Origin of the sequence: Methylophilus glucosoxydans (assembly GCF_042676145.1) — a bacterium.
Taxonomy (GTDB): Bacteria; Pseudomonadota; Gammaproteobacteria; order Burkholderiales; family Methylophilaceae; genus Methylophilus; species Methylophilus glucosoxydans.
This window is the reverse complement of record NZ_JBHTJW010000001.1, coordinates 242,435-263,525: the sequence shown is the minus strand read 5'-3', so window position 1 is coordinate 263,525 and position 21,091 is coordinate 242,435. Positions and strand designations below refer to the sequence as shown.

22 protein-coding genes are annotated in these 21,091 nt (G+C 50.5%); 16 read left to right on the top strand and 6 right to left on the bottom strand.

Going from position 1 to position 21,091, the window contains the following annotated elements:
- Positions 1 to 201: 201 nt before the first annotated feature.
- Together ACFQ1T_RS01285 and ACFQ1T_RS01280 are read left to right on the top strand one after the other, a co-directional pair.
- A complete protein-coding gene (locus ACFQ1T_RS01285) occupies positions 202 to 687 on the top strand; it encodes a nucleotidyl transferase AbiEii/AbiGii toxin family protein (protein WP_379073464.1) in 486 nt (161 codons plus the stop codon).
- Positions 684 to 857 (top strand): hypothetical protein, encoded by a 174-nt coding sequence (locus tag ACFQ1T_RS01280; RefSeq protein ID WP_379073463.1) that lies wholly within the window; start codon positions 684 to 686, stop codon positions 855 to 857. The genes ACFQ1T_RS01285 and ACFQ1T_RS01280 overlap by 4 nt, the downstream gene beginning before the upstream one ends.
- Before the next feature lie 76 nt (positions 858 to 933).
- Here the strand turns inward: ACFQ1T_RS01280 and ACFQ1T_RS01275 are convergent, their stop codons facing one another.
- A complete protein-coding gene (locus tag ACFQ1T_RS01275) occupies positions 934 to 1,191 on the bottom strand; it encodes a hypothetical protein (RefSeq protein ID WP_049639322.1) in 258 nt (85 codons plus the stop codon).
- A gap of 490 nt (positions 1,192 to 1,681) precedes the next feature.
- Between ACFQ1T_RS01275 and ACFQ1T_RS01270 the strand changes: the two genes are divergently transcribed.
- Both ACFQ1T_RS01270 and ACFQ1T_RS01265 read left to right on the top strand, forming a co-directional pair.
- On the top strand, positions 1,682 to 2,575 hold the full coding sequence (locus ACFQ1T_RS01270; RefSeq protein WP_379073462.1) for a helix-turn-helix domain-containing protein: 894 nt from the start codon (positions 1,682 to 1,684) through the stop codon (positions 2,573 to 2,575).
- Between the two features lie 13 nt (positions 2,576 to 2,588).
- Complete coding sequence (locus tag ACFQ1T_RS01265) at positions 2,589 to 3,296, top strand: FRG domain-containing protein (RefSeq protein ID WP_379073461.1); 708 nt, start codon at positions 2,589 to 2,591, stop codon at positions 3,294 to 3,296.
- A gap of 71 nt (positions 3,297 to 3,367) precedes the next feature.
- On the opposite strand, the gene ACFQ1T_RS01260 is transcribed toward ACFQ1T_RS01265, so the two are convergent.
- Positions 3,368 to 3,703, bottom strand: a complete 336-nt coding sequence (locus tag ACFQ1T_RS01260; RefSeq protein ID WP_379073460.1) for a zinc ribbon domain-containing protein YjdM — start codon at positions 3,701 to 3,703, stop codon at positions 3,368 to 3,370.
- A gap of 140 nt (positions 3,704 to 3,843) precedes the next feature.
- Here ACFQ1T_RS01260 and ACFQ1T_RS01255 point away from each other — a divergent pair, with 140 nt between their 5' ends.
- Both ACFQ1T_RS01255 and ACFQ1T_RS01250 read left to right on the top strand, forming a co-directional pair.
- Complete coding sequence (locus tag ACFQ1T_RS01255) at positions 3,844 to 4,641, top strand: transglutaminase family protein (RefSeq protein WP_275356588.1); 798 nt, start codon at positions 3,844 to 3,846, stop codon at positions 4,639 to 4,641.
- A gap of 19 nt (positions 4,642 to 4,660) precedes the next feature.
- Positions 4,661 to 5,521: a transglutaminase family protein gene (locus ACFQ1T_RS01250; RefSeq protein ID WP_379073459.1), complete on the top strand. Its 861-nt coding sequence runs from the start codon at positions 4,661 to 4,663 to the stop codon at positions 5,519 to 5,521.
- A 100-nt stretch (positions 5,522 to 5,621) separates the two neighbouring features.
- Here the strand turns inward: ACFQ1T_RS01250 and tkt are convergent, their stop codons facing one another.
- Positions 5,622 to 7,607, bottom strand: a complete 1,986-nt coding sequence (tkt, locus tag ACFQ1T_RS01245; RefSeq protein ID WP_313988683.1) for a transketolase — start codon at positions 7,605 to 7,607, stop codon at positions 5,622 to 5,624.
- A gap of 273 nt (positions 7,608 to 7,880) precedes the next feature.
- On the opposite strand from tkt, the gene fae reads away from it, so the two are divergent.
- Positions 7,881 to 8,432 carry a formaldehyde-activating enzyme gene (gene fae, locus ACFQ1T_RS01240; protein ID WP_313988680.1) on the top strand — a complete coding sequence of 184 codons (552 nt, stop codon included), beginning with the start codon at positions 7,881 to 7,883 and terminating at the stop codon, positions 8,430 to 8,432.
- 77 nt (positions 8,433 to 8,509) lie between these two features.
- Here fae and ACFQ1T_RS01235 read toward each other — a convergent pair whose 3' ends face one another.
- Both ACFQ1T_RS01235 and ACFQ1T_RS01230 read right to left on the bottom strand, forming a co-directional pair.
- Positions 8,510 to 9,523 carry a Gfo/Idh/MocA family protein gene (locus ACFQ1T_RS01235; protein WP_379073458.1) on the bottom strand — a complete coding sequence of 338 codons (1,014 nt, stop codon included), beginning with the start codon at positions 9,521 to 9,523 and terminating at the stop codon, positions 8,510 to 8,512.
- A 112-nt stretch (positions 9,524 to 9,635) separates the two neighbouring features.
- The gene (locus ACFQ1T_RS01230; RefSeq protein ID WP_228518904.1) at positions 9,636 to 10,274 is read right to left on the bottom strand and encodes a response regulator; all 639 of its coding nucleotides are present in this window, start codon (positions 10,272 to 10,274) and stop codon (positions 9,636 to 9,638) included.
- A gap of 157 nt (positions 10,275 to 10,431) precedes the next feature.
- On the opposite strand from ACFQ1T_RS01230, the gene ACFQ1T_RS01225 reads away from it, so the two are divergent.
- The 6 genes from ACFQ1T_RS01225 to ACFQ1T_RS01200 all read left to right on the top strand — a co-directional run bounded on the left by ACFQ1T_RS01225 (position 10,432) and on the right by ACFQ1T_RS01200 (position 18,197).
- A complete protein-coding gene (locus ACFQ1T_RS01225; protein ID WP_379073457.1) occupies positions 10,432 to 11,688 on the top strand; it encodes a hypothetical protein in 1,257 nt (418 codons plus the stop codon).
- Complete coding sequence (locus ACFQ1T_RS01220; RefSeq protein ID WP_379073456.1) at positions 11,685 to 13,568, top strand: sensor histidine kinase; 1,884 nt, start codon at positions 11,685 to 11,687, stop codon at positions 13,566 to 13,568. Before ACFQ1T_RS01225 ends, ACFQ1T_RS01220 begins: the two co-directional genes overlap by 4 nt.
- A gap of 77 nt (positions 13,569 to 13,645) precedes the next feature.
- The gene (locus tag ACFQ1T_RS01215; RefSeq protein ID WP_379073455.1) at positions 13,646 to 14,329 is read left to right on the top strand and encodes a PEP-CTERM sorting domain-containing protein; all 684 of its coding nucleotides are present in this window, start codon (positions 13,646 to 13,648) and stop codon (positions 14,327 to 14,329) included.
- Between the two features lie 164 nt (positions 14,330 to 14,493).
- Positions 14,494 to 16,062, top strand: coding sequence for a hypothetical protein (locus ACFQ1T_RS01210; RefSeq protein ID WP_379073454.1), 1,569 nt, complete (start codon positions 14,494 to 14,496; stop codon positions 16,060 to 16,062).
- A 164-nt stretch (positions 16,063 to 16,226) separates the two neighbouring features.
- Complete coding sequence (locus ACFQ1T_RS01205; protein WP_379073453.1) at positions 16,227 to 16,829, top strand: PEP-CTERM sorting domain-containing protein; 603 nt, start codon at positions 16,227 to 16,229, stop codon at positions 16,827 to 16,829.
- A 156-nt stretch (positions 16,830 to 16,985) separates the two neighbouring features.
- Complete coding sequence (locus ACFQ1T_RS01200; protein WP_379073452.1) at positions 16,986 to 18,197, top strand: NnrS family protein; 1,212 nt, start codon at positions 16,986 to 16,988, stop codon at positions 18,195 to 18,197.
- A gap of 3 nt (positions 18,198 to 18,200) precedes the next feature.
- Here the strand turns inward: ACFQ1T_RS01200 and ACFQ1T_RS01195 are convergent, their stop codons facing one another.
- Positions 18,201 to 18,752, bottom strand: a complete 552-nt coding sequence (locus ACFQ1T_RS01195; RefSeq protein ID WP_275356576.1) for a thioredoxin family protein — start codon at positions 18,750 to 18,752, stop codon at positions 18,201 to 18,203.
- Positions 18,753 to 18,863: 111 nt separating this feature from the next.
- Here ACFQ1T_RS01195 and ACFQ1T_RS01190 point away from each other — a divergent pair, with 111 nt between their 5' ends.
- The 3 genes from ACFQ1T_RS01190 to ACFQ1T_RS01180 are packed head-to-tail and all read left to right on the top strand — an operon-like array spanning position 18,864 to position 21,045.
- Positions 18,864 to 19,598 (top strand): 16S rRNA (uracil(1498)-N(3))-methyltransferase, encoded by a 735-nt coding sequence (locus ACFQ1T_RS01190; RefSeq protein ID WP_379073451.1) that lies wholly within the window; start codon positions 18,864 to 18,866, stop codon positions 19,596 to 19,598.
- A 41-nt stretch (positions 19,599 to 19,639) separates the two neighbouring features.
- Positions 19,640 to 20,107 carry a nuclear transport factor 2 family protein gene (locus ACFQ1T_RS01185; RefSeq protein ID WP_379073450.1) on the top strand — a complete coding sequence of 156 codons (468 nt, stop codon included), beginning with the start codon at positions 19,640 to 19,642 and terminating at the stop codon, positions 20,105 to 20,107.
- An 8-nt stretch (positions 20,108 to 20,115) separates the two neighbouring features.
- Positions 20,116 to 21,045: an AEC family transporter gene (locus ACFQ1T_RS01180; RefSeq protein ID WP_379073449.1), complete on the top strand. Its 930-nt coding sequence runs from the start codon at positions 20,116 to 20,118 to the stop codon at positions 21,043 to 21,045.
- The last annotated feature ends 46 nt before the right edge of the window (positions 21,046 to 21,091 follow it).

Genomic DNA, 21,091 nt, shown 5'->3' with positions numbered 1-21,091 from the left:
CTGAGAGTTTTAAGAGTTAAGTAAGGATTATATTTGAGAGTTGCCTTCTTTGAATTGGTTTAATCCGATTGGCTACGGTTTTCCATGAAATCATCATTCAATTGATTGAGGCTTTTGATTAACACACCAAATCAATACTTGATGAACAGCACAAAATTAAAAGCAATTCTTTTTTTAAGCCACCTGCTTTAAACTGCAGCTATGTTTTATTTAGATCTGTTTGCCGCCCTGCAAAAATTTGATGTCGACTACCTATTGATCGGTGGTTTGGCTGTTTCTTTACATGGCGTTGAGCGGGCAACCATGGATGTGGATATCACGGTCGCCATGCAGCCAGAAAATCTTGAAGGCTTGTTGCAATTGGCAAAAGCGCTGCAACTAACGCCCGTTGCACCTGTACCTTTAGAGAGCCTAACCAATCTCTCGTTATTGCGGCAATGGCACACTGAAAAAAACATGCTGGCATTTGCATTACGCACACCAGACCTGGCGGGGGTGACGATTGATATCCTATTGTTTCCACCTTTAGACTTTCACGAGATGCATACTCGCGCTGTGCAATTTAACTTGGGTGAGGTATCAGTCGCAGTCGCTTGCGTGGATGATTTAATTGCAATGAAACGTGCTGCCGCCCGCCCGATAGACCTAAGTGATATTGAACATTTAGAGAAAATAAAATCACTATGAACGCGCCTTTTAATCCAGCCGACAGAACTTACCATGTCAGTGAAGAACGCTTGCGGGCCTTTATGGCTTTAACGCCGTTGCAACGGTTGCAATGGGTCGAGCAGGTTGCTTATTTTTTGCGTTTGGCTAAATCTTCAAAAGCGCATGAGTTGCCACAGGTTGACTGCTAAATGAGGGCTCTCTAATGCCCATAAGAAAAATAGGCGAGTCCAGATAAATTACACGTATCCAATTGATTCAGTTAGCTTAGGTCGCAACCTCAAGCTCATCCACAACGCCATCGTTCACCACAAACTCAGAGACAGGATGGCCGCTCTCATACAGTAATGCTGCATTAGCTTCAGTTGCTGGCACAGTGATGCGGGAGTTATTGATCATAAAAACGGTGAAGTACTTATTCGCGTTTTTATCAAAATGCTCCCACACCGAAAACACATCCTCAAGATACAAGCCATTAATCTCCAGCCCATCTAACTTCAAATCAGTTTTATTAAAATTGTTCATTGCAATCTACTTCGCAAATTTATCAACAGTAGCTAGATTGAACGCCTCCGAGCCTGCTTAGTTCCGGGAAATATCCTTAGTTCTGGTATGTGACACTGTCTTTAATATACCGATACCCGTGAGAATCACTGAAGCAATCACAATGTACAAATGCGGCACACCCGTTTCTACCAACGCCCATGCAATGCCACCAATCAAAATTGCAAAGCCGATGAGATATATAACGAACGACGACATACAGCCTCCTCATTTAATTTAAATTTTTAGCAATTAAATGATAATTTTTGAGGAAGATAGTGGTATCAGACAGTTACTGTAAAGAGTGTAGGAAAAGAGGAAATTTGAAAATATTATGAAGCTAATTTGCTGGTTCCTTTTAATCTATTAAGGGACCGTGATTTAATTTAGCCTATTAATTTTCTATATAATTTAGCGTGCTTACTTGAGGCCTATTAAGCTGTGGGTTAAATTTGTTAACGAGAGCTATAAATTGTCTATATTAAAGAAAATAAGAGAATCATTTGGCATTAGCCAAGCAAAGCTGGCTGAAACCGTTAACATTGATCTTAAAAATATAGAAAAGTGGGAAAAGTCGCCCAAGAAAATTACAAGCAATGACCTTAGCAGCCTTGCTTATTACTTTGGTTTATCTTCTGACGATTTAAGAGAAGCAATAATCGGCAATAAAACAGAACTAAGTAGTAACGAGTATCATATTTTCCATGACAATAGCGTCTTAGATGGTTGGTGGGGGCACATCGGTATCGGTGTTATCAACCAAGCTAAAACTCACTGGCTTCCCATTACCATAAATACAGCAAGCCGAGTGTCAAGCATATTAACTAATTACGAACTCAAGAATGAGTGGATAGTTCTAGACACTCTCAATAATAGAACCTTAGCATTTGAGCCATCTCGTTTAAAACATATATGGCTCTTAGATGACAATGCAGACCCTCCTAATAACGACTGGTACCCGCCTGATGACTACAGTGGCATGCCTGGTGAATTTTACAAAGCATTAGAAGCATTTTGCGCACAGAAAGATGGAATTGATTTGTATGAAAATGAAGAGATATCAGATTACTCTAAGAAAGATATAGATACCTTCACCGAAGTACACGATTTAGACCACGAATTAGTAAGAGACTTACTGACACAAACACATATCCACGATATAAATGGCAACGTTCAATCTCACCTTATTGAAGCAGAAAAGCTTGCTCATTTCTTATTCCACATACAACTCGAAACCGCAGCAATCTTAGATTTCAGTAGTACCGAAGAAGGCTATGAGTTGTATATACCATCAAAAAATATTTCACTAATCGATATGCCAAAGCGATTTGTAGATAAAAGCTTTAGGGAAATATATGAGGACTGAGGTCATAAACACTTTGACTGAATATTTAAAATTAGTCAGTGAAGTAAGATTAAAACACAAAGACAGAGACAATCAAGTAAGGCAAGACTCTGAGCCACTTTATCGCGGGCAAAGCCAAGATTTTCCGTTATTGCCAAAAATCGCAAGAAATAACGATTCATCCCAAGTCTTGGAAAAAGAATCTTTTATGTTGACCGAGCTGAAAATTCGAGGACACAGACATAAAGATATTTCACAACTAGATGTATGGGGCCTACTTACCTTAGCGCAACACTATGGACTTGCTACAAGACTGCTTGACTGGACTAGCAACCCTTTGGTTGCAATTTGGTTTGCTTGTTACGAGAATAATCCTCAAAATAAACCTCATGTGTACATTTTGCTTCCGCACTGGGGAATCGACCATTTAGACAGAGAATCAATTCGTAACACTAAAGATCATATCCAAATATCTATACTAAGAACTCGCTTGGAGGACTCAAGAGTAATAGCTCAAGATGGATGGCTTACAGTACACTCGCCATCCAGAAAACATGGAAAATTTATACCTTTAGGCGAACAAGAACATCACGCGGAAGGTATGGTAAAAGTCAAAGTGAATCCAGAAAGCAGGAAAGAAATTCTCAAAGATTTGGACACGCTTGGTGTAAGTTATCAAACCATATTCCCTGACATGGAAGGCTTGTGCAGATACATAAACTGGAAAGCAGAAGAAATTTAGCTAATTAGTTTATGGATAATAGAAAACCGCCCTATGAGGGCGGTTTTCTATTATGTGAGATCTAAAGTGTACTAAACTTTCTTCACAAATTCCGACTTTAACTTCATCGCGCCAAAGCCATCGATTTTGCAGTCGATATCATGATCACCATCGACCAAGCGGATGTTTTTCACTTTGGTGCCGACCTTAACGACTGATGAAGAACCTTTGACTTTCAGGTCTTTGATCACGGTGATGGTATCGCCATCTTGCAGCACGTTGCCGTTGGCATCGCGCACGACTTTGACTTCTTCTGACTCGGCAGTGGCCACTTTGCTCCACTCATGCGCGCACTCTGGGCAGACGTAGTTATCACCGTCTTCGTAGGTGTATTCGGATTGGCATTTTGGGCAGGCTGGCAATGACATAAAAAACTTTCTGGCTAAAACTGTAAAACCATAAATTTTACAGGGTTATTATTGATATGTCTTAGTTATTCATTCACTTTTGCACATATGCCTTGAAAGCAGGCTAGAATGGGTTGGCTTGCATCACTTAAGGATTGCACATGTGGTTACGTACTGAATGTGATATCAGCTTTGTTGTCAGTATTCCCACACCGTTTATTTTGATGCTGAGGCCGCGCAGTGGGGTGCATCAGTGGGTGGCTCGGCAGTCTTATACGCTTAAGCCCAGTGTGCCGGTGGAAGAGTATACCGACACTTATGGCAATCTTTGCCAGCGCTTGATTGCGCCTGTGGGTGAGTTTTATATCAGCACATCGGCGGATATTTTGACCGCTGACAAGCTTGAGACTGCCCCCGGCGGGCGGTTTGAAGAGGTTCAGCATTTGCCTAACCATGTGCTGACTTATTTACTGCCGTCACGCTATTGTGAGTCAGATAAATTCATTGATCTGGGCCAGCAAATTGTCGCCAATGTGCTGCCTGGATACGATCAGGTAAAGGCCATCGAACAATGGATACGCCAGAATATTCGTTTTAATCCGGATTCTCCACATTTTCAGCTGTCTGCGGTTGAGGTGAATCAGCAGCGCGAAGGCGTTTGCCGTGAGCTGGCGCATTTGGGCATCGCCTTGTGCCGAGGGTTGTGCATCCCGGCACGCATGGTGGTGGGGTATTTGCACGGGCTACAACCGATGGACTTTCATGCCTGGTTTGAAGCGTATGTGAATGGGGGATGGTACACGTTTGACCCGAGCCAGTCAGAATCCATGGGCGGACGCATTACTGTGGCCTATGGGCGCGATGCGGCCGATGTTGCCATTTTTAATCAGTTTGGCCCGGCCTTGTACCCCGCGCTGATGCAGGTGCGGGTCACGCAACTGGCCGCCGCACCGATTTAAGCGGCGCGAGAAACACACCATGAAACGATTAAGAATCAAACATCTGACTGAATATCTCTTCTCGAGCACAGTCACACTGCAGCAGCATTATTTATTGCTGCGGCCGCGTGAGGGGCACGATTTGCGTATCGAGTCTTCCATCCTTAACATTACGCCGGCCTATCAGATCAAATGGTATCGCGATGTGTTTGATAACTCGCTGGCGGCTGTCACCTTTTTGCAAGCGAGCGACAGACTCACCATTGCAAGTGAAGTGGTGATTCAACACTATGAAGAGGCCCCACTGGACTTTTGGATTGAACCCTATGCGGTGAATTATCCGTTTGCCTATGCGCAGGCTGACTGGGAAGACCTGGCGGCTTTTCAGCGACCCACTTTTATGGATGACCAAGATACGGTGAGCCAGTGGCTGCTACAACTGGGGCTGAGAAACGGCAGCATCAATACATTTGAACTGCTGACCCGCCTGAATCAGGCGATTTATACCCAGTTTCGCTACCAGATTCGCGAAGAACCTGGCGTGCAGACCCCGGCCACCACCTTGAATAAGCTGAGTGGCTCTTGCCGTGACTATGCCACCTTGTTTATTGAAGCTTGCCGCCTCTTGGGACTAGCCAGCCGGTTTGTCAGTGGCTATTTGCATGCCCCGGCGACTGAGGCCGGTAACGCCACCACGCATGCCTGGGCTGAGGTGTATTTGCCAGGCACCGGCTGGAAAGGCTTTGACCCCACCGCAGGCAAGGTGACCGGCACACAACATATTGCCGTGGCGGTATCCCGTAACCCGGAAACGATCCCGCCAGTGGCGGGTAGCTTTATCGGCCCCAATATTCAGCCTAAGTTGATTGTGAATGTACAAGTGAATTTGCTCACAGGCTAAGCAAGAGTAACCTTGCCGTGGATGGGTTGTTTCACGGCATATAGGCGAAAAAAAACCGCTTCACGAGGAAGCGGTTTTTTATGCAGCAATCTGGTCTAAATTACAAAACAGATTTCACTGTGTTCACAACATTCTCTACGGTGAAACCGAAGTGTTTGAACAGTGCGCCGCCTGGTGCGGATTCGCCGAAGGTATCGATACCAACAACGGCACCTTCAATACCTACATACTTACGCCAGAAGTCTGGGTGAGCAGCTTCAACAGCCACGCGTTTAACGCCTGGAGTCAATACGCTGTCTTTGTAAGCCTGGTCTTGACGGTCGAATACGTTGGTGGATGGCATGGAAACCACACGCACTTTAGTACCCGCAGCGTTCAATTCAGCAGCCGCTTGAATTGCCAGATCCAACTCGGAACCGTTAGCAATGATGATCACATCCGCTTTACCTGCAGCGTCAGAGAATACATAGCCACCCTTGCGGATCAGTTCAAAGTCTTTAGCATCGTGCTTGATGCCTGGCACTGCTTGACGGCTCAATACCAAGCTGGTTGGGCCTTCAGTGCGCTCTACTGCAGCAACCCATGCAACGGTTGTTTCTGTAGAGTCAGCTGGACGCCATACATCCATACGAGGAATCATACGCAGACCAGAAGTGTTTTCTACTGGTTGGTGGGTAGGACCGTCTTCACCTTGACCGATAGAGTCGTGGGTCAGCACGTAGATCACACGTTGATGCATCAACGCAGACATACGCATGCCGTTTTTCATGTAGTCAGAGAACATGTGGAAAGTACCGCCGTATGGCAACAAGCCACCGTGCAATGCCATACCGTTCATGATGGCAGCCATACCGAACTCACGTACACCGTAAGAGATGTAGTTGCCTGGCTCTTTACCACTCACGTGTTTGAATTCTTTAGCCGCTGTCAGGTTAGAACCTGTCAAGTCAGCTGAACCGCCCAGGAATTCTGGCAAGATTGGCGCCAACGCTGTAATTGCTTTTTGTGAAGCTTGACGAGTAGCCAATTTCTCAGCTTTTTCGTTCGTTTCAGCGATGATTGCGTCAGTCAGTGACTTCCAGTTAGCTGGCAATTCACCGGCCATACGGCGTTTGAATTCTGCAGCTTCTGCTGGGTAGGCTTTAGCGTAAGCGTCGAACTTGGCGTTCCAGTCAGCTTCGCGTTTTGCGCCTTTGTCTTTTTGGTTCCAGCCTTCGTACACGTCAGCAGGAATCACGAATGGCTCGTGTGGCCAGCCGATTTCAGCACGGGTTGCTGCAACTTCAGCTTCGCCCAATGCGGAACCGTGGCAGTCGTGTGAACCGGATTTGTTTGGAGAACCTTTACCGATGATGGTTTTGCAGCAGATCAGTGATGGTTTGTCAGTGACTGATTTCGCTTCGTCAATGGCTTTTTGAATCGCCGCCTGGTCGTGACCATCTACTGAAACAACGTGCCAGCCGTATGCTTTGAAGCGGCCTGCGGTGTCGTCTGTGTACCAGCCTTCGATGTGGCCGTCGATAGAAATACCGTTGTCATCCCAGAAAGCTACCAGTTTGCCCAGGCCCCATGTACCAGCCAGTGCGCAAGCTTCGTGAGAAACGCCTTCCATCATACAGCCGTCGCCCAGGAACACGTATGTGTAGTGGTCAACGATGTCGTGGCCTGGCTTGTTGAATTGGCTAGCCAGCAGTTTTTCTGCCATGGCAAAACCAACGCCGTTCGCAATACCCTGGCCTAATGGACCGGTAGTTGTTTCAACGCCTGGTGCGTAGCCGTATTCTGGGTGACCAGCGCAACGGGAGTGCAATTGACGGAAAGACTTGATGTCGTCCATGGTCACATCGTAACCAGTCAGGTGCAACAAGGAGTAGATCAACATAGAGCCATGGCCGTTGGACAATACGAAACGGTCACGGTTAGCCCATTGTGGGTTGTTTGGGTTGTGGCTCAGATTGTGGTTCCACAATACTTCAGCAATTTCAGCCATGCCCATAGGTGCGCCTGGGTGGCCGGAGTTTGCTTTTTGTACAGCGTCCATGCTCAGAGCACGGATGGCGTTGCACAAGTCGACACGAGTTGCCATTGTTTTCTCCCTAGAGTGAAAGTGAACGGTCTTACACAAAAAGCTGCAAAACCTTGATTGAATTCTTTAAAAAAGCCAGAAAACCAGCCTTTTACGGAAAGGCTAGATTATTCCCTAGAACCTGCTTTTCTTCAAGCGTTAATGGTTATTAAATTCATGCACGCGCTTGGTGCCTCAAGCGGTAAAACCGCGATACCGAGCGCATGCAACTAGCCATTGTGGGAGAATTCCCCTACCATGTTGCAATACATTGATAGCAAAGGAGCTCCAAAGATGTCTAATGATCGAATTATTATGCGTGTGGGTGAAGCACTGGTGGCAGGCGGCCCGCCCGGCACGGCCGCTGAACCCGAAGTGGCGATTGGTGAAATGAACGGCCCGATGGGCACAGCATTTGCCAACCTGCTGGGCGACCAGGTCAAAGGCCATACCCGCGTACTGGCGATTATGAACACCGACATTATGGTGCGCCCAGCGACGCTGATGGTGAGTAAGGTGACAGTGAAAGATCCGCGTTACACCAATATTTTGATGGGCACCGTGCAAGGTGCGATTGCCAACGGTGTGCTCGATGCGGTGCGTAGCGGCGATATCCCGAAAGAGAAAGCCAATGATCTGGGTATTATCGTCTCAGTGTGGCTGAGCCCGGCTATTCTGGAACAGGAAAAGATCGACCATAAAGCCCTGTTTGATATTCACCGTGAGGCGACTTTTAAGGCGATTCAGAAAGCGTTGCGTAATGAGCCTAGCATAGACTGGTTGTTAGAAAACCAGGAGAAGATTGTGCATAAGTATTACCAGATGGGCCTGGATAATAAGATTTAGAGCATGGCAAGTTTTAAAACACCAACTCAGCAATAAAAAAAGGATGCCAAGGCATCCTTTTTTTATTGTGCAAAGCCTTAACGTTTCAACGCCGAAATCACCGCTTCAATCGCTTTACAGTTTCCACGCGCATCGTCAAAAGTGAGCAAAGGCGCTTTGCCATTGAGCACACAATCACCAAAGTGCTCGATCTCAAGGTTAAAGTGGTTAGCCTTGGGCAAAACGATGGTTTCTGACTTGCCGCCCGCTTCCCAGCTAATGACCGGATCATCGCCCGGGTAAGACCACATATTGTGGCACTTGATCCAGCCCTTATCGCCAATCAGCTCATACTCGGCTTTGCGGCCACGCTCAAAACTCACATCAAAGTGGCCGAAACGCGCACGTCCCTGTGCATCAGGGCCAAAATCGAGCACACCACTGGCAACCACATCGGCGCCATGCTCGTTGAGTTTGCCATAGGCCAATACATCTTTAGGTTCGGCAGGGACGCCGTTTTGCGCAAAACACCAGCGCAAGGCATGGATGGCGTAAGGCCCAATATCCCACATGGCGCCACCACCGTTGGCCATATCACGGGTAATGCGGTACATACGTGCAGGCGCCATCAGGAAAGAAAAACTGGCACGGCATGAAAGCACATCGCCGATCAGCCCGCTGTCGATTAATTCTTTAACCTTGGCATGCTGCGGATGAAAGCGGTACATAAAGCCTTCCATCACGGTCACCCCTTTGGCTTTGGCGGCAGATTCAATCGCATCAATATCTGCCAACTTGGTGGTCATCGGCTTTTCTATCAGCACATGCTTGCCTGCCGCAATCGCCTTGAGCGCCCATTCGGCATGCTCTTCGTTGGCCATGGGGCAATAGACAGCTTCAACATTGCTGTCTGTGAGCAGGCTGTCCATATCGTCATAACAACTAACGCCACCCGCATTGGGTGCGTATTTATCCAGCGTGGCCTTGGCGGCGCCCGGGCGGCGGCTGGCGATGGCGACCAGTTGTGAGTTGCTGGCCTCTACAATCGCAGGTAGCAGGCGCTCATTCACACGCGCAGCACCGAGAATGCCCCATTTTAGTTTTGTCGTCATGATGCTCTTCCCATGTTTTAATTTGGCTGATTATAACTTGCAGAAAATGGCGGGGTCATGCGCCTTTGCATTAAGAAAGACAGGGCAAGAGCTTTGTAAGTGCCCTAAAAGATTAAATCAGCCCCATGCGTTGTGCCGTGATGGCGGCTTCAGCCCGCGAAGAAACATTTAATTTGCGGTAGATTTCCTTGACGTACCCAGCCACCGTATTGCGCTTGAGACCGAGAATATTGGCAGTTTCTGCCATGGTCATGCCTTTGGCAATAATCGACAGCACCTCTTTTTCACGCTCGGTGAGAACGCCTTGTGCAGTCGCCTCGACATAGGGCTCGTGAAAATGCCGCAATAACTTGCGCGCAATCGCGGGTGACAGTGGCGGCTGCCCCGTCACAATGCCATTCAGCGCCTGCACGATAGCGGTTTGCGGCTGGTCTTTCAGTAAATAACCATGCGCCCCGGCACGCAATGCCGGGAAAATGTGGCTATCATCATCAAATATGCTGGCTACCACACAAATTGTTTGCGGTGAATGACGATTTAACCATTCAATCACCGCAACCCCGCTACCATCTGGTAGACTCAAATCAATGAGCGCGATATCGATTGCTGATAGATGGTTCAACGCAGTGAGTGCCTGCGCGATGTGATTGGCTGCGTGTATCTGGATATCTGGAAAACTCTGTTGCAGGACCTCAGACAGCCACAATTGTGACTCGGGAGTATCCTCAAGAATAAAAGCAGTTTTCATCATAGGGCAGTGGCTAGGACAGCAATAGCGTTGGGATAAAAACTATATACCAAATTCAACGTATAACACCCCCGCAAACAGGGGGCTCCGATCAAAAAATAATTCGAATACACTCATGACCAAGACTCTTTTGTGTTTGCCTGTTTTGTTGCCGAATCTAATGCGCCCCTTATTACGCCTGAACTGGATCAGTTTATTGATGGGCGGGCTATTGCTGGGCAACTTTCTAACCCAACAGGCATTCGCCATGGATGAATTACCCATACCCACGGCATTTGGCCTCAACACCATGGCGCCTGAAAGTAGCTGGGGCATCCGCTTTGAGCAACGCAACAACGACTACCACCAGACCTATGATCAACATGGCAACTTGCAGGGACTAGGCGCCAGCTTTGACGGCATTCAATTAAATAGCAGCATTTTCCCTTCGCTCGCACTATTAGGTCCCGGTGCCTCGCTGGGAACGACGCGCTTCAAGAGTGAGGTGCGTAACCAGATCAGCACATTGACCATCGGTTATGGCATCACGCCGGATATCACGGTAGGCGCGATCATCCCTTATGTGAAATCACACACGCGCGTCAGTTTTGGCGTCGACGGTGGTAATGTCGGCGCAAACCCGGCGTTTGACGCGAGTCAGCCCATCAGCGCGGGCAACTTTCCGTTTGCGCCTGCGGGTGGCGCGGTGGCTCCCATGGATACGGCTGGCGTGCAAAATATCCTGACGAACCCGGCGTATGGTTATCAATACAAGCGGATTGCTTCTCAACAGTCAGAGGGATTTAGCGACCCGACCATAGGCGTGCTCTGGCGGGCTTATAAGGCGGCAGACCAGAGCCTGATTGTGGGCATCGGCTGGCGAGTGGGTCTGGCCAGAAAAGACGACCCGGATAACTTGCTGGATACGCCGCCCGGCGACGGTAGCGACGACCTGCGCACCCGCATAGAATATTTCAAGAATATAGGCAGCCACCTCGACTTGCGCTTGCTGGCCGATTACAACTGGCAAACCCGCGACAAAGCCAGCATGCGCATCCCCTCATCAGGCCAGTTACTGGCCCTCGCCAGTAGCAAACAAAGATTACAGCGCGACCTGGGGGACTTTTATGAAACCGATATTGAGTTGGGATATCGCTGGTCCAACTGGCGCTGGGCGGCCACCTGGCACCGTTATGAAAAACAGTCTGACAATTACCGGTCTGACCTTGGCACCGATACCAGCAGCCTGGAAACGAACACTTACACCCGCGCCGACCAGTACCGGCTGAGTGCGACCTGGAGTGGTATCCAGGCCTGGCAACAAGGCAAGTTACCGCTGCCGCTCATCGTCAGGCTCGAAATGCAGGATACTTTTTCCGGGCGCAACTTTGTCGATGTGCGCGATATTTACCTGCAAGTGACGGCCTTGTTTAAATGAGCTTTTCCGTGCATGCCCTGTTAAAACCATTGCGCGATAGCTGCATTTTTTTGTGGCTGCTGCTCGCCTCTCTGAGCACATTTGCAACCCCTGAGGCGACCAGCAAAGCCCTAGTCAGCATGACACAAGGAGAGTTTGTCCAAAGTGCTGTAACCCAGCCCCCAGGTGATCAGGCTGACTGGCAACCTGCCAGCCTGCCGGATATATGGAAGATCAGTCATCCGACGGCAGAGGGCATCGGATGGTACCGCTTTCGTTTTGATTACCCGACACTCAGCCAGAAGGCTTTGTATGGACTCTACCTTTCCAGGCTCAGCCTGAATGCGGAAGCGTTTCTCAATGGTGAGAAGATAGGCTCTGGGGGTGCGTTTGAAGAACCCGTCGCCAGACACTGGAACCGCCCCTTGTTGTTTGCCATCCCGCCCCACCTGCTCAAGCCCCGCGACAATCTGTTAATGGTGAGAGTCATTGCTCCCCCACACTCTCAAGGCATGCTCGCTCCGCCGCAAATAGATACCTTGGAGCATCTGCAGCCGCGCTTTGAAGAAGCCAAATTTATCCGTATCACCCTGAACCAGACTTCGAGTTTATTGATTGTGGGCATCGGGCTGCTGATGTTGAGCCTTTGGTGGCGCAGAAAGCAGGATACGGCTTATGGCCTGTTTGGACTGGCAGCCTTTGTCTGGGCACTGCAATCCCTCAATTTTTACATCATCACAGCGCCGTTGCCGACCCCGCAATGGGAGTTGTTTGTGAATGCGAGTTTTCAGGCGATTGCCACCTTGTGGCTGATCTCACTGCTTGATTTTGTCGGCATCCGACTCAAGCGTTTCAATCAATTGCTGTGGGCGATCCTCATCCTGTCGCCGCTGACTTTGCTGTGCACTCCCGACGCCTACTTTACTGACGTCACCGATGTATGGCACCTGGTGACCATGGGTGTGGTGGTGTTCGGCCTCTGCTTGCTGGCAAAAGAAGGCATTTTGCACCGCAATAAGGACGCCAACTTACTGTTGCTAACCTTGAGTTTGATCCTGCTATTTGCATTTCATGACTGGTTGATACACACCAATATTGCTGCACTCAACCACTGGGTGAGCAATGAGGAATATCTGATGCAATTCTCGGCCCCCGTGCTGTTTTTGATTGTCGGGCTCATGATGACTTCACGGTATGTGGGGGCCCTCAATGATTACGAGCAACTGAATCAGCAACTCGAACAACGCGTGGTTTCCAAGCATGAAGAGCTGAATCAAAACTTTCAGCAGCTGCAGTCCATTCTCAAAGAGCAGGCCTCACTGGAGGAGCGCGAGCGGATTTACCAGGACCTGCATGACGACTTGGGTGCAAAACTGCTGACCCTGGTATACCGCGCCCAAGACAGCAACAATGCCGAACTTGCCAGGTCTGCCCTGCAAGACCTGCGCGATGTAGTTTCACGGGCCGGGACAGAACATATCCCATTGACGGATGCCATGGCGGACTACCGCATCGAGTGCGAAAAACGCTTGAGTGATGTCCATATCCAGCTGGTTTGGCAGATTGAGATGAAAGAAGACCACCTGCTCCTGACGCAACCGCAAGTCCTCAACCTGGGCCGCATTATCCGCGAGGCGGTTTCAAATGTGATCCGCCACGCCCAGGCAAGCCAGGTCACAGTCAACCTGAGTCATAGCGACAGGCAGCTGTTACTGTCAGTGAGTGACAATGGCATCGGGCTGCCCGCCGAGTCGGCCAGAAACAAAGGCCGCGGTTTGAACAATATTCAGAAACGCGCGATGCTGCTGGGCGGTGAAGTGCACTTTGAAGCCTTGTCCGCAGGCGGGCTCAAGCTTTGTCTGCAACTGCCGTTGCAAGCATTCGCGCAAGCTCCCCATTGACACCCCCTATCCAGGGGGTGCAAGCAAAATGGCAAAGTCTCTAAGATGAGTACTCCAATCATCAGGAGGAGAGAGACATGCACAAATTAAAAATAATGACCGCACTCACTGGTTGTTTATTTGCCAGTGCCAATATGGCACATGCCACGAGTAGTACCGCGATCTTCTGGGGACCCACGCCCTACCTATCCTCGAGTGACATCCCGGCTGGCTTTTACCTGGGAGACAATCCTGTCCTATTAGATAATCTGGAAGATGGATCGCTGGATGCATCTATCAGTGCCAGTAACGGTTCAGTGTATGGACCCACCGGCATTGCCGACTCGGTGGATGCCGATGATGGCAACATTGATGGCTTTGGCACCGCAGGACGTAGCTGGTTTTCAGGCACTGTGACCTTTACTTACACGGGTAGCGGCCCTCTGCCAACGGCTTTTGGTGTGGTCTGGACGGATGGCTCTGGCACCATTACGTTCAGCGCAACAGATGCACTGGGGCAATCACTGGGTTCACAGTCGTATACGGGCATTCCTGATGGCACGTTTGGCGGCACCACCGGCGATGACCGCTTCTTTGGTGTGCAGTTTGCCGGTGGCATAAAATCGATCACCATAGGCACCGGGGGCGGCATTGAAGTGGATCATATCCAGTATGGTCAAATGGTGAGCAGTGTGCCAGAGCCTACCTCGGCACTCATGCTCAGTCTGGGCTTGCTGGGCGTGGTTGGATACAGGCGCACGCGCAAATCGACTACAGAATAAAGGCGCTGTCACGCGCCAAAATCCTAGTAAAAAATAAAAATGACTGTTTCACCCTTTGAGTAGCTGTGATGGCACCCCCTGAACTGGGGGTGCCTTTTTTCGGATGATTGCACTAGTCTAGGGACATTCTTAATCTCGTGCCCAACCAGGGCAAAGGGTTTGTCATGTTGACCTTGCAGCGCTACGCTAAACCATCTGCCGCCATCATTGTGTTGGCTGCTTGCCTGCCTTTCCAGGCCCTCGCCACAGAAATCGCAACTAACATGCGGCTAAACTTTAACGAGATTGCCATCATGAACAGAACCACCTCGGTGTCTGTCGATGGCGTGGATATCACCACTTACAGCAACCAGATTGACAAGCTGTTGACCTTGGACCCAAGTATTGCCAATGCGCGGTTTTTGAGCACCCGACTTGGAACGTTCAGTAGCGGCAGCATGACGATTGAACTAAGAGGTAATCAATTTATTTCACTGAATGACCCAGGGGTCTCAGTATTGCCTGATAGCCAACGCACCCTAACGCGGATAGAAGCCGGCGCCACATTGAGCGGCGGCCTGCTGACCACCACCGAGTCACTCAACCTCGATGCCACCTGGTTTTGCCGTGCAACCGCGCTTTCCTGTACCCGCGACGAAGTCTATAGCACGTTAAAATTTCTCTCTCCGCTCTCAAACTCAACCACCAGTGCAGCGGCACTGGTGCAACCCATACGCTTGCAAGCAAGTGGCGCACCCACGTTTACCGCGGATGGTGTGAGCATCAATTATGCCGGGCTCTCTTTATCCGGCACAGTCAATGTGAATGCCACCTTTACCGCCAAAACACGTAGCCAATATGTGGCAGATGCCCTCGCCGCCACCCCAGGGGCAGGTGGCGGAGTCGCAGCCGCACGCTGGGATGCTGCCGCAACCGATATTCAATCCCTGCGCAATAGTGTACTGACGGATGTCGCAGTCGCAAATACCCTGAAAATCGCCCGCACACCCGAGCTAAAAGATGCACAAACACTGCTCGCAGCCGCCAGAGACAGCACCATTTTGCTCAATGCAGGCGCGACTGCACCGACAGTATTCAACTCACCCTTCGATCTCATGCGTCAGCTATGGAACGTCACCGCAACCGTGGACCCCTCTCTGGGACGCTCAACGGCTGGCTTTAGCAGCGAAGACCTGACCAGTGACAATGCAGCCCTGTCGTTGGCGGCATTATCGCTGATTGCCAGCGGCAGCGATGAGCATGATTTCGCTGCGCAACTGGACCACGCGCTGGGCGTGCCGCTCACGACAAGTGCCGCCCCTCAATTGACGCTGGATGGGGCATTACTTGGGTTGACTGACGCCATGCTCTCCATCTATTACTTGGGCAATAGCAGCAGCGGCTTGGTAGAACTCAACCTGCCAGATGCTGCTCGCTATGCTCTGTTACGGAATGGATTATATGACCGCATCAGTTTGCTGGAGGGAAATGGCCTGACGGTGATTGGTAACAGCGATTATGCCGGTTCGGCAGTGTTGCAAGGTGAAGGTGAAGTCTATATCGGCGAAATCTCAAGTGGTTTGCTAGAACTCAGCGGACAGAGCACGGCCTCGCGCTTGCAACTCAACAATATATACAGCAACCAGTTTTTGGTCGTCGCCAGCTGGGCAGTGACCCCAGCGCCAGAGCCAAGCCAGGCCTGGCTGCTCATGATGGGCTTGCCGCTGTTGTTATGGCGTCGTCAAAGCGCTTGAGAAAATACAGGCATATTTTGCCAGGTCGCTTTAACACACATACAAGCATTCTCATCCCATCATTTACTTAAAAGGAGCATGTGATGTCATCCCCAGTGATTAATCCAGCTTGGTTTATCAAACTCGTTACGCTTTTTACTATTGGCCTGACTAGCATGCCCACGATGGCAGCCTTCACGGTATACACGGATAAAGCCAGCTTTTTGACTGCAGCGGGTACGGTGTCTAGCGAAACCTTTGACGCAGTGACGGCAGACCTCGATCCCAGCAGCACCGGCATCCACCTCAATGACTTCACATTGAGCGGCAGTGTCAGTGTCGATGCACCTTCTTCAGCGATAGATATTAATGGCACAACCAACCTCTATTTCAACACCTCATACGGCGGCTGGGCGGATCTGATATTTAGTCAGCCAATCACTGCCTTTGGGCTCACCATGAACAATGCCCGGCTACAATTGCTCTCCATCAGCTTGGCCCGTATCGGCCCGGCCTATGGTGAGTATCATCATATTGCCACCTATGCCGCGCCAGACCCTTACGTCAGCAATCAAACTCTAAATGGCTTTATTGGGTTCACCTCCGATGTGGCGTTTAATCGCATCGTCTTTGCTGGCACCGGTTGCTGCTCCAGTACGTTTGCCGTAGACGATGTCACCTATGCGACGACGCTGGCGACGCCAGTGCCCGAGCCGTTATCCGCCAGCCTGCTTGGCCTGGGGGTCGCAGGCTTGTGCCTGTTTAGAAAACAACCGCTGCGTGTATAACTCACCGACACCTTGGCCATCAGGCCTGATGTTGATTTAACCCCGTTCAGCGCGGGGTTTTTAATTGGCATTTTTGCATGCATCATGTTTGCGTCAGCGCAATATGCGGGCACCTCAGCGCCGTATTATTCGCTATACGCTTTTGAGGAGGCCTGCATGCAACCACTCACCATCTCACCACCCAGCCGCAAGGTACCGGCTAACCAGTTTGCACTGTTCAACCTGGGCTTCAGGCCTTTTTTCTTGCTGGCTGCCTGCTTTGCGGTGCTCTCGATTGGCCTCTGGGTGTGGAAATATGCAACGCATTCGGTGCTAGTGTTGAACACGGTGACCGCATCACAGTGGCATGCACACGAAATGCTATATGGTTTTGCCTTTGCCGTGATTGCTGGATTTTTACTGACCGCGGTCAAAAACTGGACCGGTCTGCAGACCTTACATGGTCGCCCGCTCATAGGCTTGGTCACCTGCTGGGCATTGGCCCGCGCCGTCATGCTGATGGCACCCTACCTGGTCGCATTGGCAGCTGCGTTTGACGGCCTATTCAACCTGTGGCTGCTCATCGCGGTTGCCAGACCGATTATTCAGGTGAAGCAATGGCGCCAGCTGGGCGTACTGTCAAAAGTACTGTTGCTGTCGGTTGGCAACCTGGCTTTTTATTCGCAAGCGCTGGGCTGGACAAACCAAGGTGCACATGCCGCGCTATGGATGGGTTTACTGCTCAATGTCAGCCTGATCATGGTGATGAGCCGCCGCATTTTGCCCATGTTTATTGAGCGTGGCGTGAAAGAACAGGTGACGCTCAAAAATTCAGTTTGGATAGATCGCCTGTTGATGGTCTGCCTGGCCGCACTGCTGATCAATATATTAACCGCCAATGCTGAAATTCTGAATACAGTGTTAGGACATACTATCAGCGTCAGCGCAAGCTTTAGGTTATGGCGCTGGCATACACCCGGTATTTGGCAGGTGCCGCTACTGTGGAGTTTTTATCTGGGTCTGTGGCTGATCAACCTGGGCTTTTTACTATATGCCTTGAGTTTTTTGCTGCCAAGCATTTCGGTGATTCTGGCCATCCATTGCTGGGCGATTGGCGGCATCGGCGTGATTACGCTGGCGATGATGACTAGGGTCTCCTTAGGGCACACAGGCCGCAATATTCATAACCCACCGCGTAGCTTGGTATGGATATTTGGCCTGGTCATTTTTGCTACCCTGAGCCGGGTGTTATTGCCTATCGTGCTGCCAGACTTTTACCGTTTGTCAGTGATGCTGGCTGCCAGCACCTGGATGGCCGCATTCACATTATTTACGATTGTCTATTGGCCGATCCTCAGTCAACCACGTATTGACGGCACGCCCGGTTAACGCTCACTCTTTCCACTTGATAGAACAACCAATACTTGCAATCTGTTCCTGCGGGCCGTGACCTGTTTCAGCCACTAACTTCATGGCTTTGAACAATTCACGGGTACTCTCAGGAGCAGTTTCCTTGCGGCTCTCGTCAAACCGACCCCGGTATTGCAACGCAAAATCTTTATTAAAGCCAAAAAAGTCTGGCGTACACACAGCATCATAAAGTTTGGCAATTTGCTGAGTTTCGTCTAACAGATAAGGAAACGGAAACGCCATCTCGGTGGCAATTTTGCGCATGTTCTCAGGGCTGTCTTCCGGATAATCGGAAGGGTCATTAGACATAATTGCCACCGTATTCACGCCCAGCGTCTGTAGTTCTTTTACGTCAGCGATCAGGCGAGGCAAGATGGCTTTCACGTAAGGGCAATGGTTACAGATAAACATCACCAGCAGACCATTTGGACCCATGCTGGTTTCAAGATTGACGAGCTTGCCATCTACATTAGGCAAATTGAATGCCGGTGCTTTCCAGCCAAAATCACATACGGGGGGGCTAATACTTGCCATCAGAGTTGCTCCTGCCATTAGATCAAACCATTATGGTACGTGATTAAGACGTCAAGGTGAATCTTGTCACCACCGTGCCCGCACACAGGCATTTTGGTTACAATGCCAGTCATGAGTAATTTACGCTTTCATAGCCCGGCTGCATTGACTGTGGGCCAATCCGTCCCACTCAGTGATAACGCCATGGCGCATGCAGTCAGAGTCATGCGGCTCAAAGTAGGCGACACGTTGATTTTGTTTTGTGGGGATGGTTTTGACTATCTCTGCGCGCTGACGCAGGTCGAGAAAAAATCCGCTACCGTTGAAGTCCTCAGCCGCACACAGGTCAGCAATGAATCGCCACTGAATATCCGCCTGCTACAAGGTATTTCCAGCGGCGACCGCATGGATTACACCATCCAGAAAGCGGTGGAACTGGGTGTGCGCGAAATTTTCCCGTTAAGCACCGAGCGCTGCGTGACCAAGCTCAGTGGCGACCGCGCCGAAAAACGCGTCGAACACTGGCAAGGCGTGGTGATTGCCGCCTGCGAGCAAAGTGGCCGTGCCATAATTCCGTTAGTACACGCGCCTCTCACGCTTGCACAATGGCTGAGCCAGCACGCGACCGCTGACAGCCTTAACCTGTTATTGAATCCTGTCGGTGCACAAAGGCTGGCATCACTAAACCCGCAAAAAAACGCCATTCATTTATTAATTGGCCCGGAAGGCGGCTTGAGCGCGGCAGAAATTGCGCTCGCCTCGCAACATCACTTCCAGTCTATCGTGCTTGGCCCACGGATTTTACGCACCGAAACTGCTGCATTGACTGCCATGAGCGTGATGCAGTCACTGTGGGGAGACTTTTAAGCAGGTCTGACACTGCACACTTAGCAACCCAAGGAGCCTCTATGGAACCCCGCCCACCCTTACCGCCCTTTACCCTGGAAACTGCCATGCAAAAAGTACGCATGGCCGAAGATGCCTGGAACAGCCGCGACCCGGATCGCGTGATTCAGGTTTACACGGAAGATACAGTTTGGCGTAACCGTGCCGAGTTTCCGGTGGGGCGTACAGAGGTACATCAGTTTTTAACGCGCAAATGGGCGCGCGAACTGGATTACCGTTTGATCAAGGAAATCTGGGCGTTTCTGGATAACAAGATTGCTGTGCGCTTTGCCTACGAGTGGCACGACGACGCGGGCAATTGGTATCGCAGCTACGGTAATGAAAACTGGATGTTTAACGACGCCGGGCTGATGATGCAGCGCCACGCCAGTATTAACGACCTGCCGATTAAAGAAGCAGACCTCAAATTCTTCTGGCCCTTGGGCAGACGCCCGGATGAGCACCCCGGACTGACCGCGCTCGGTTTATAAGGCGGCACATGTTTCAAGTCATGCTGCAAATGGCCTTGCTGATTATGGCAGGCATGCTCTGGCAACGGTGGGCGCCCTCACATATCACCGCCCTGTCGCACCGACGTGCGCTGACAGATCTGGTGTTTTATGTGCTATTGCCAGCCTTGGTGCTCAATATTTTATGGCAGGCGCCGTTTGATTTGAGTGCAGTCAAGATTGCGCTGACCGCCGTGTGCCGGCTGACGGTCGCGGCCTCGTGCATGTGGCTGGTACTGCAATTATTGCAGCGCCTGACGACCGTGAACCGTGCCCAGCAAGGCGCACTGATGCTGGCGGCCACCTTCCCGAACGCAACCTACCTTGGACTACCGGTGACCAGCGAGGTTTTGGGTGACTGGACGCATGAGATCGTGCTCAAGTTTGACCTGTTTGCCTGCACGCCGATCTTGCTCAGCCTGGGCATGCTCATGGCGCAACATTTTGGCCATGCAGAACAACGCTCGCACCCGCTCAAGGAACTCATGCGCGTGCCACCGTTATGGGCCTTGCTCTTGGCGGCCATCCTCAATCTGTGTCACATTCCGCAACCGGTCATGATTGCACATGCCTTGCATACCCTGGCGGGGGGCGTGGTGCCCTTAATGTTGATTGCACTGGGCATGAGCATCCGCTGGGATACTTTTAAACTGAAATTCATGCCCTTGTTATTGCCCGTGTGTGCCATTGGCCTGTGCGTCGCACCGCTGGTGACCTGGTGCTTTGCACAATGGCTGGGCATCTCGGGTGACACCCTGACCGCCTGCATTTTGCTGGCTGCCATGCCGACCATGGTATTTGGCATTATCATCTGCGAGCGCTATCACCTGGATGGCGCACTGTATGCCGCGGCCGTGTTTTTGAGTACCCTGCTCAGCATCGCCAGCCTGTCAGTATGGTTTGCAGCATTGCAGCCCTGACAGCAACCGCTTTAGCTCGTTAAAACCATCCTGCCCGACGGAATCT

What these genes read in the sequence shown, in the direction of transcription:
- tkt (WP_313988683.1), bottom strand. Translation starts at nt 7,607, where the DNA reads ATGGCAACTCGTGTCGACTTGTGCAACGCCATCCGTGCTCTGAGCATG.
- fae (WP_313988680.1), top strand. Translation starts at nt 7,881, where the DNA reads ATGTCTAATGATCGAATTATTATGCGTGTGGGTGAAGCACTGGTGGCA.
- ACFQ1T_RS01215 (WP_379073455.1), top strand. Translation starts at nt 13,646, where the DNA reads ATGCACAAATTAAAAATAATGACCGCACTCACTGGTTGTTTATTTGCC.
- ACFQ1T_RS01225 (WP_379073457.1), top strand. Translation starts at nt 10,432, where the DNA reads ATGCGCCCCTTATTACGCCTGAACTGGATCAGTTTATTGATGGGCGGG.
- ACFQ1T_RS01250 (WP_379073459.1), top strand. Translation starts at nt 4,661, where the DNA reads ATGAAACGATTAAGAATCAAACATCTGACTGAATATCTCTTCTCGAGC.
- ACFQ1T_RS01230 (WP_228518904.1), bottom strand. Translation starts at nt 10,274, where the DNA reads ATGATGAAAACTGCTTTTATTCTTGAGGATACTCCCGAGTCACAATTG.
- ACFQ1T_RS01185 (WP_379073450.1), top strand. Translation starts at nt 19,640, where the DNA reads ATGGAACCCCGCCCACCCTTACCGCCCTTTACCCTGGAAACTGCCATG.
- ACFQ1T_RS01275 (WP_049639322.1), bottom strand. Translation starts at nt 1,191, where the DNA reads ATGAACAATTTTAATAAAACTGATTTGAAGTTAGATGGGCTGGAGATT.
- ACFQ1T_RS01190 (WP_379073451.1), top strand. Translation starts at nt 18,864, where the DNA reads ATGAGTAATTTACGCTTTCATAGCCCGGCTGCATTGACTGTGGGCCAA.
- ACFQ1T_RS01260 (WP_379073460.1), bottom strand. Translation starts at nt 3,703, where the DNA reads ATGTCATTGCCAGCCTGCCCAAAATGCCAATCCGAATACACCTACGAA.
- ACFQ1T_RS01280 (WP_379073463.1), top strand. Translation starts at nt 684, where the DNA reads ATGAACGCGCCTTTTAATCCAGCCGACAGAACTTACCATGTCAGTGAA.
- ACFQ1T_RS01200 (WP_379073452.1), top strand. Translation starts at nt 16,986, where the DNA reads ATGCAACCACTCACCATCTCACCACCCAGCCGCAAGGTACCGGCTAAC.
- ACFQ1T_RS01195 (WP_275356576.1), bottom strand. Translation starts at nt 18,752, where the DNA reads ATGGCAAGTATTAGCCCCCCCGTATGTGATTTTGGCTGGAAAGCACCG.
- ACFQ1T_RS01205 (WP_379073453.1), top strand. Translation starts at nt 16,227, where the DNA reads ATGGCAGCCTTCACGGTATACACGGATAAAGCCAGCTTTTTGACTGCA.
- ACFQ1T_RS01235 (WP_379073458.1), bottom strand. Translation starts at nt 9,523, where the DNA reads ATGACGACAAAACTAAAATGGGGCATTCTCGGTGCTGCGCGTGTGAAT.
- ACFQ1T_RS01220 (WP_379073456.1), top strand. Translation starts at nt 11,685, where the DNA reads ATGAGCTTTTCCGTGCATGCCCTGTTAAAACCATTGCGCGATAGCTGC.
- ACFQ1T_RS01210 (WP_379073454.1), top strand. Translation starts at nt 14,494, where the DNA reads ATGTTGACCTTGCAGCGCTACGCTAAACCATCTGCCGCCATCATTGTG.
- ACFQ1T_RS01255 (WP_275356588.1), top strand. Translation starts at nt 3,844, where the DNA reads ATGTGGTTACGTACTGAATGTGATATCAGCTTTGTTGTCAGTATTCCC.
- ACFQ1T_RS01180 (WP_379073449.1), top strand. Translation starts at nt 20,116, where the DNA reads ATGTTTCAAGTCATGCTGCAAATGGCCTTGCTGATTATGGCAGGCATG.
- ACFQ1T_RS01285 (WP_379073464.1), top strand. Translation starts at nt 202, where the DNA reads ATGTTTTATTTAGATCTGTTTGCCGCCCTGCAAAAATTTGATGTCGAC.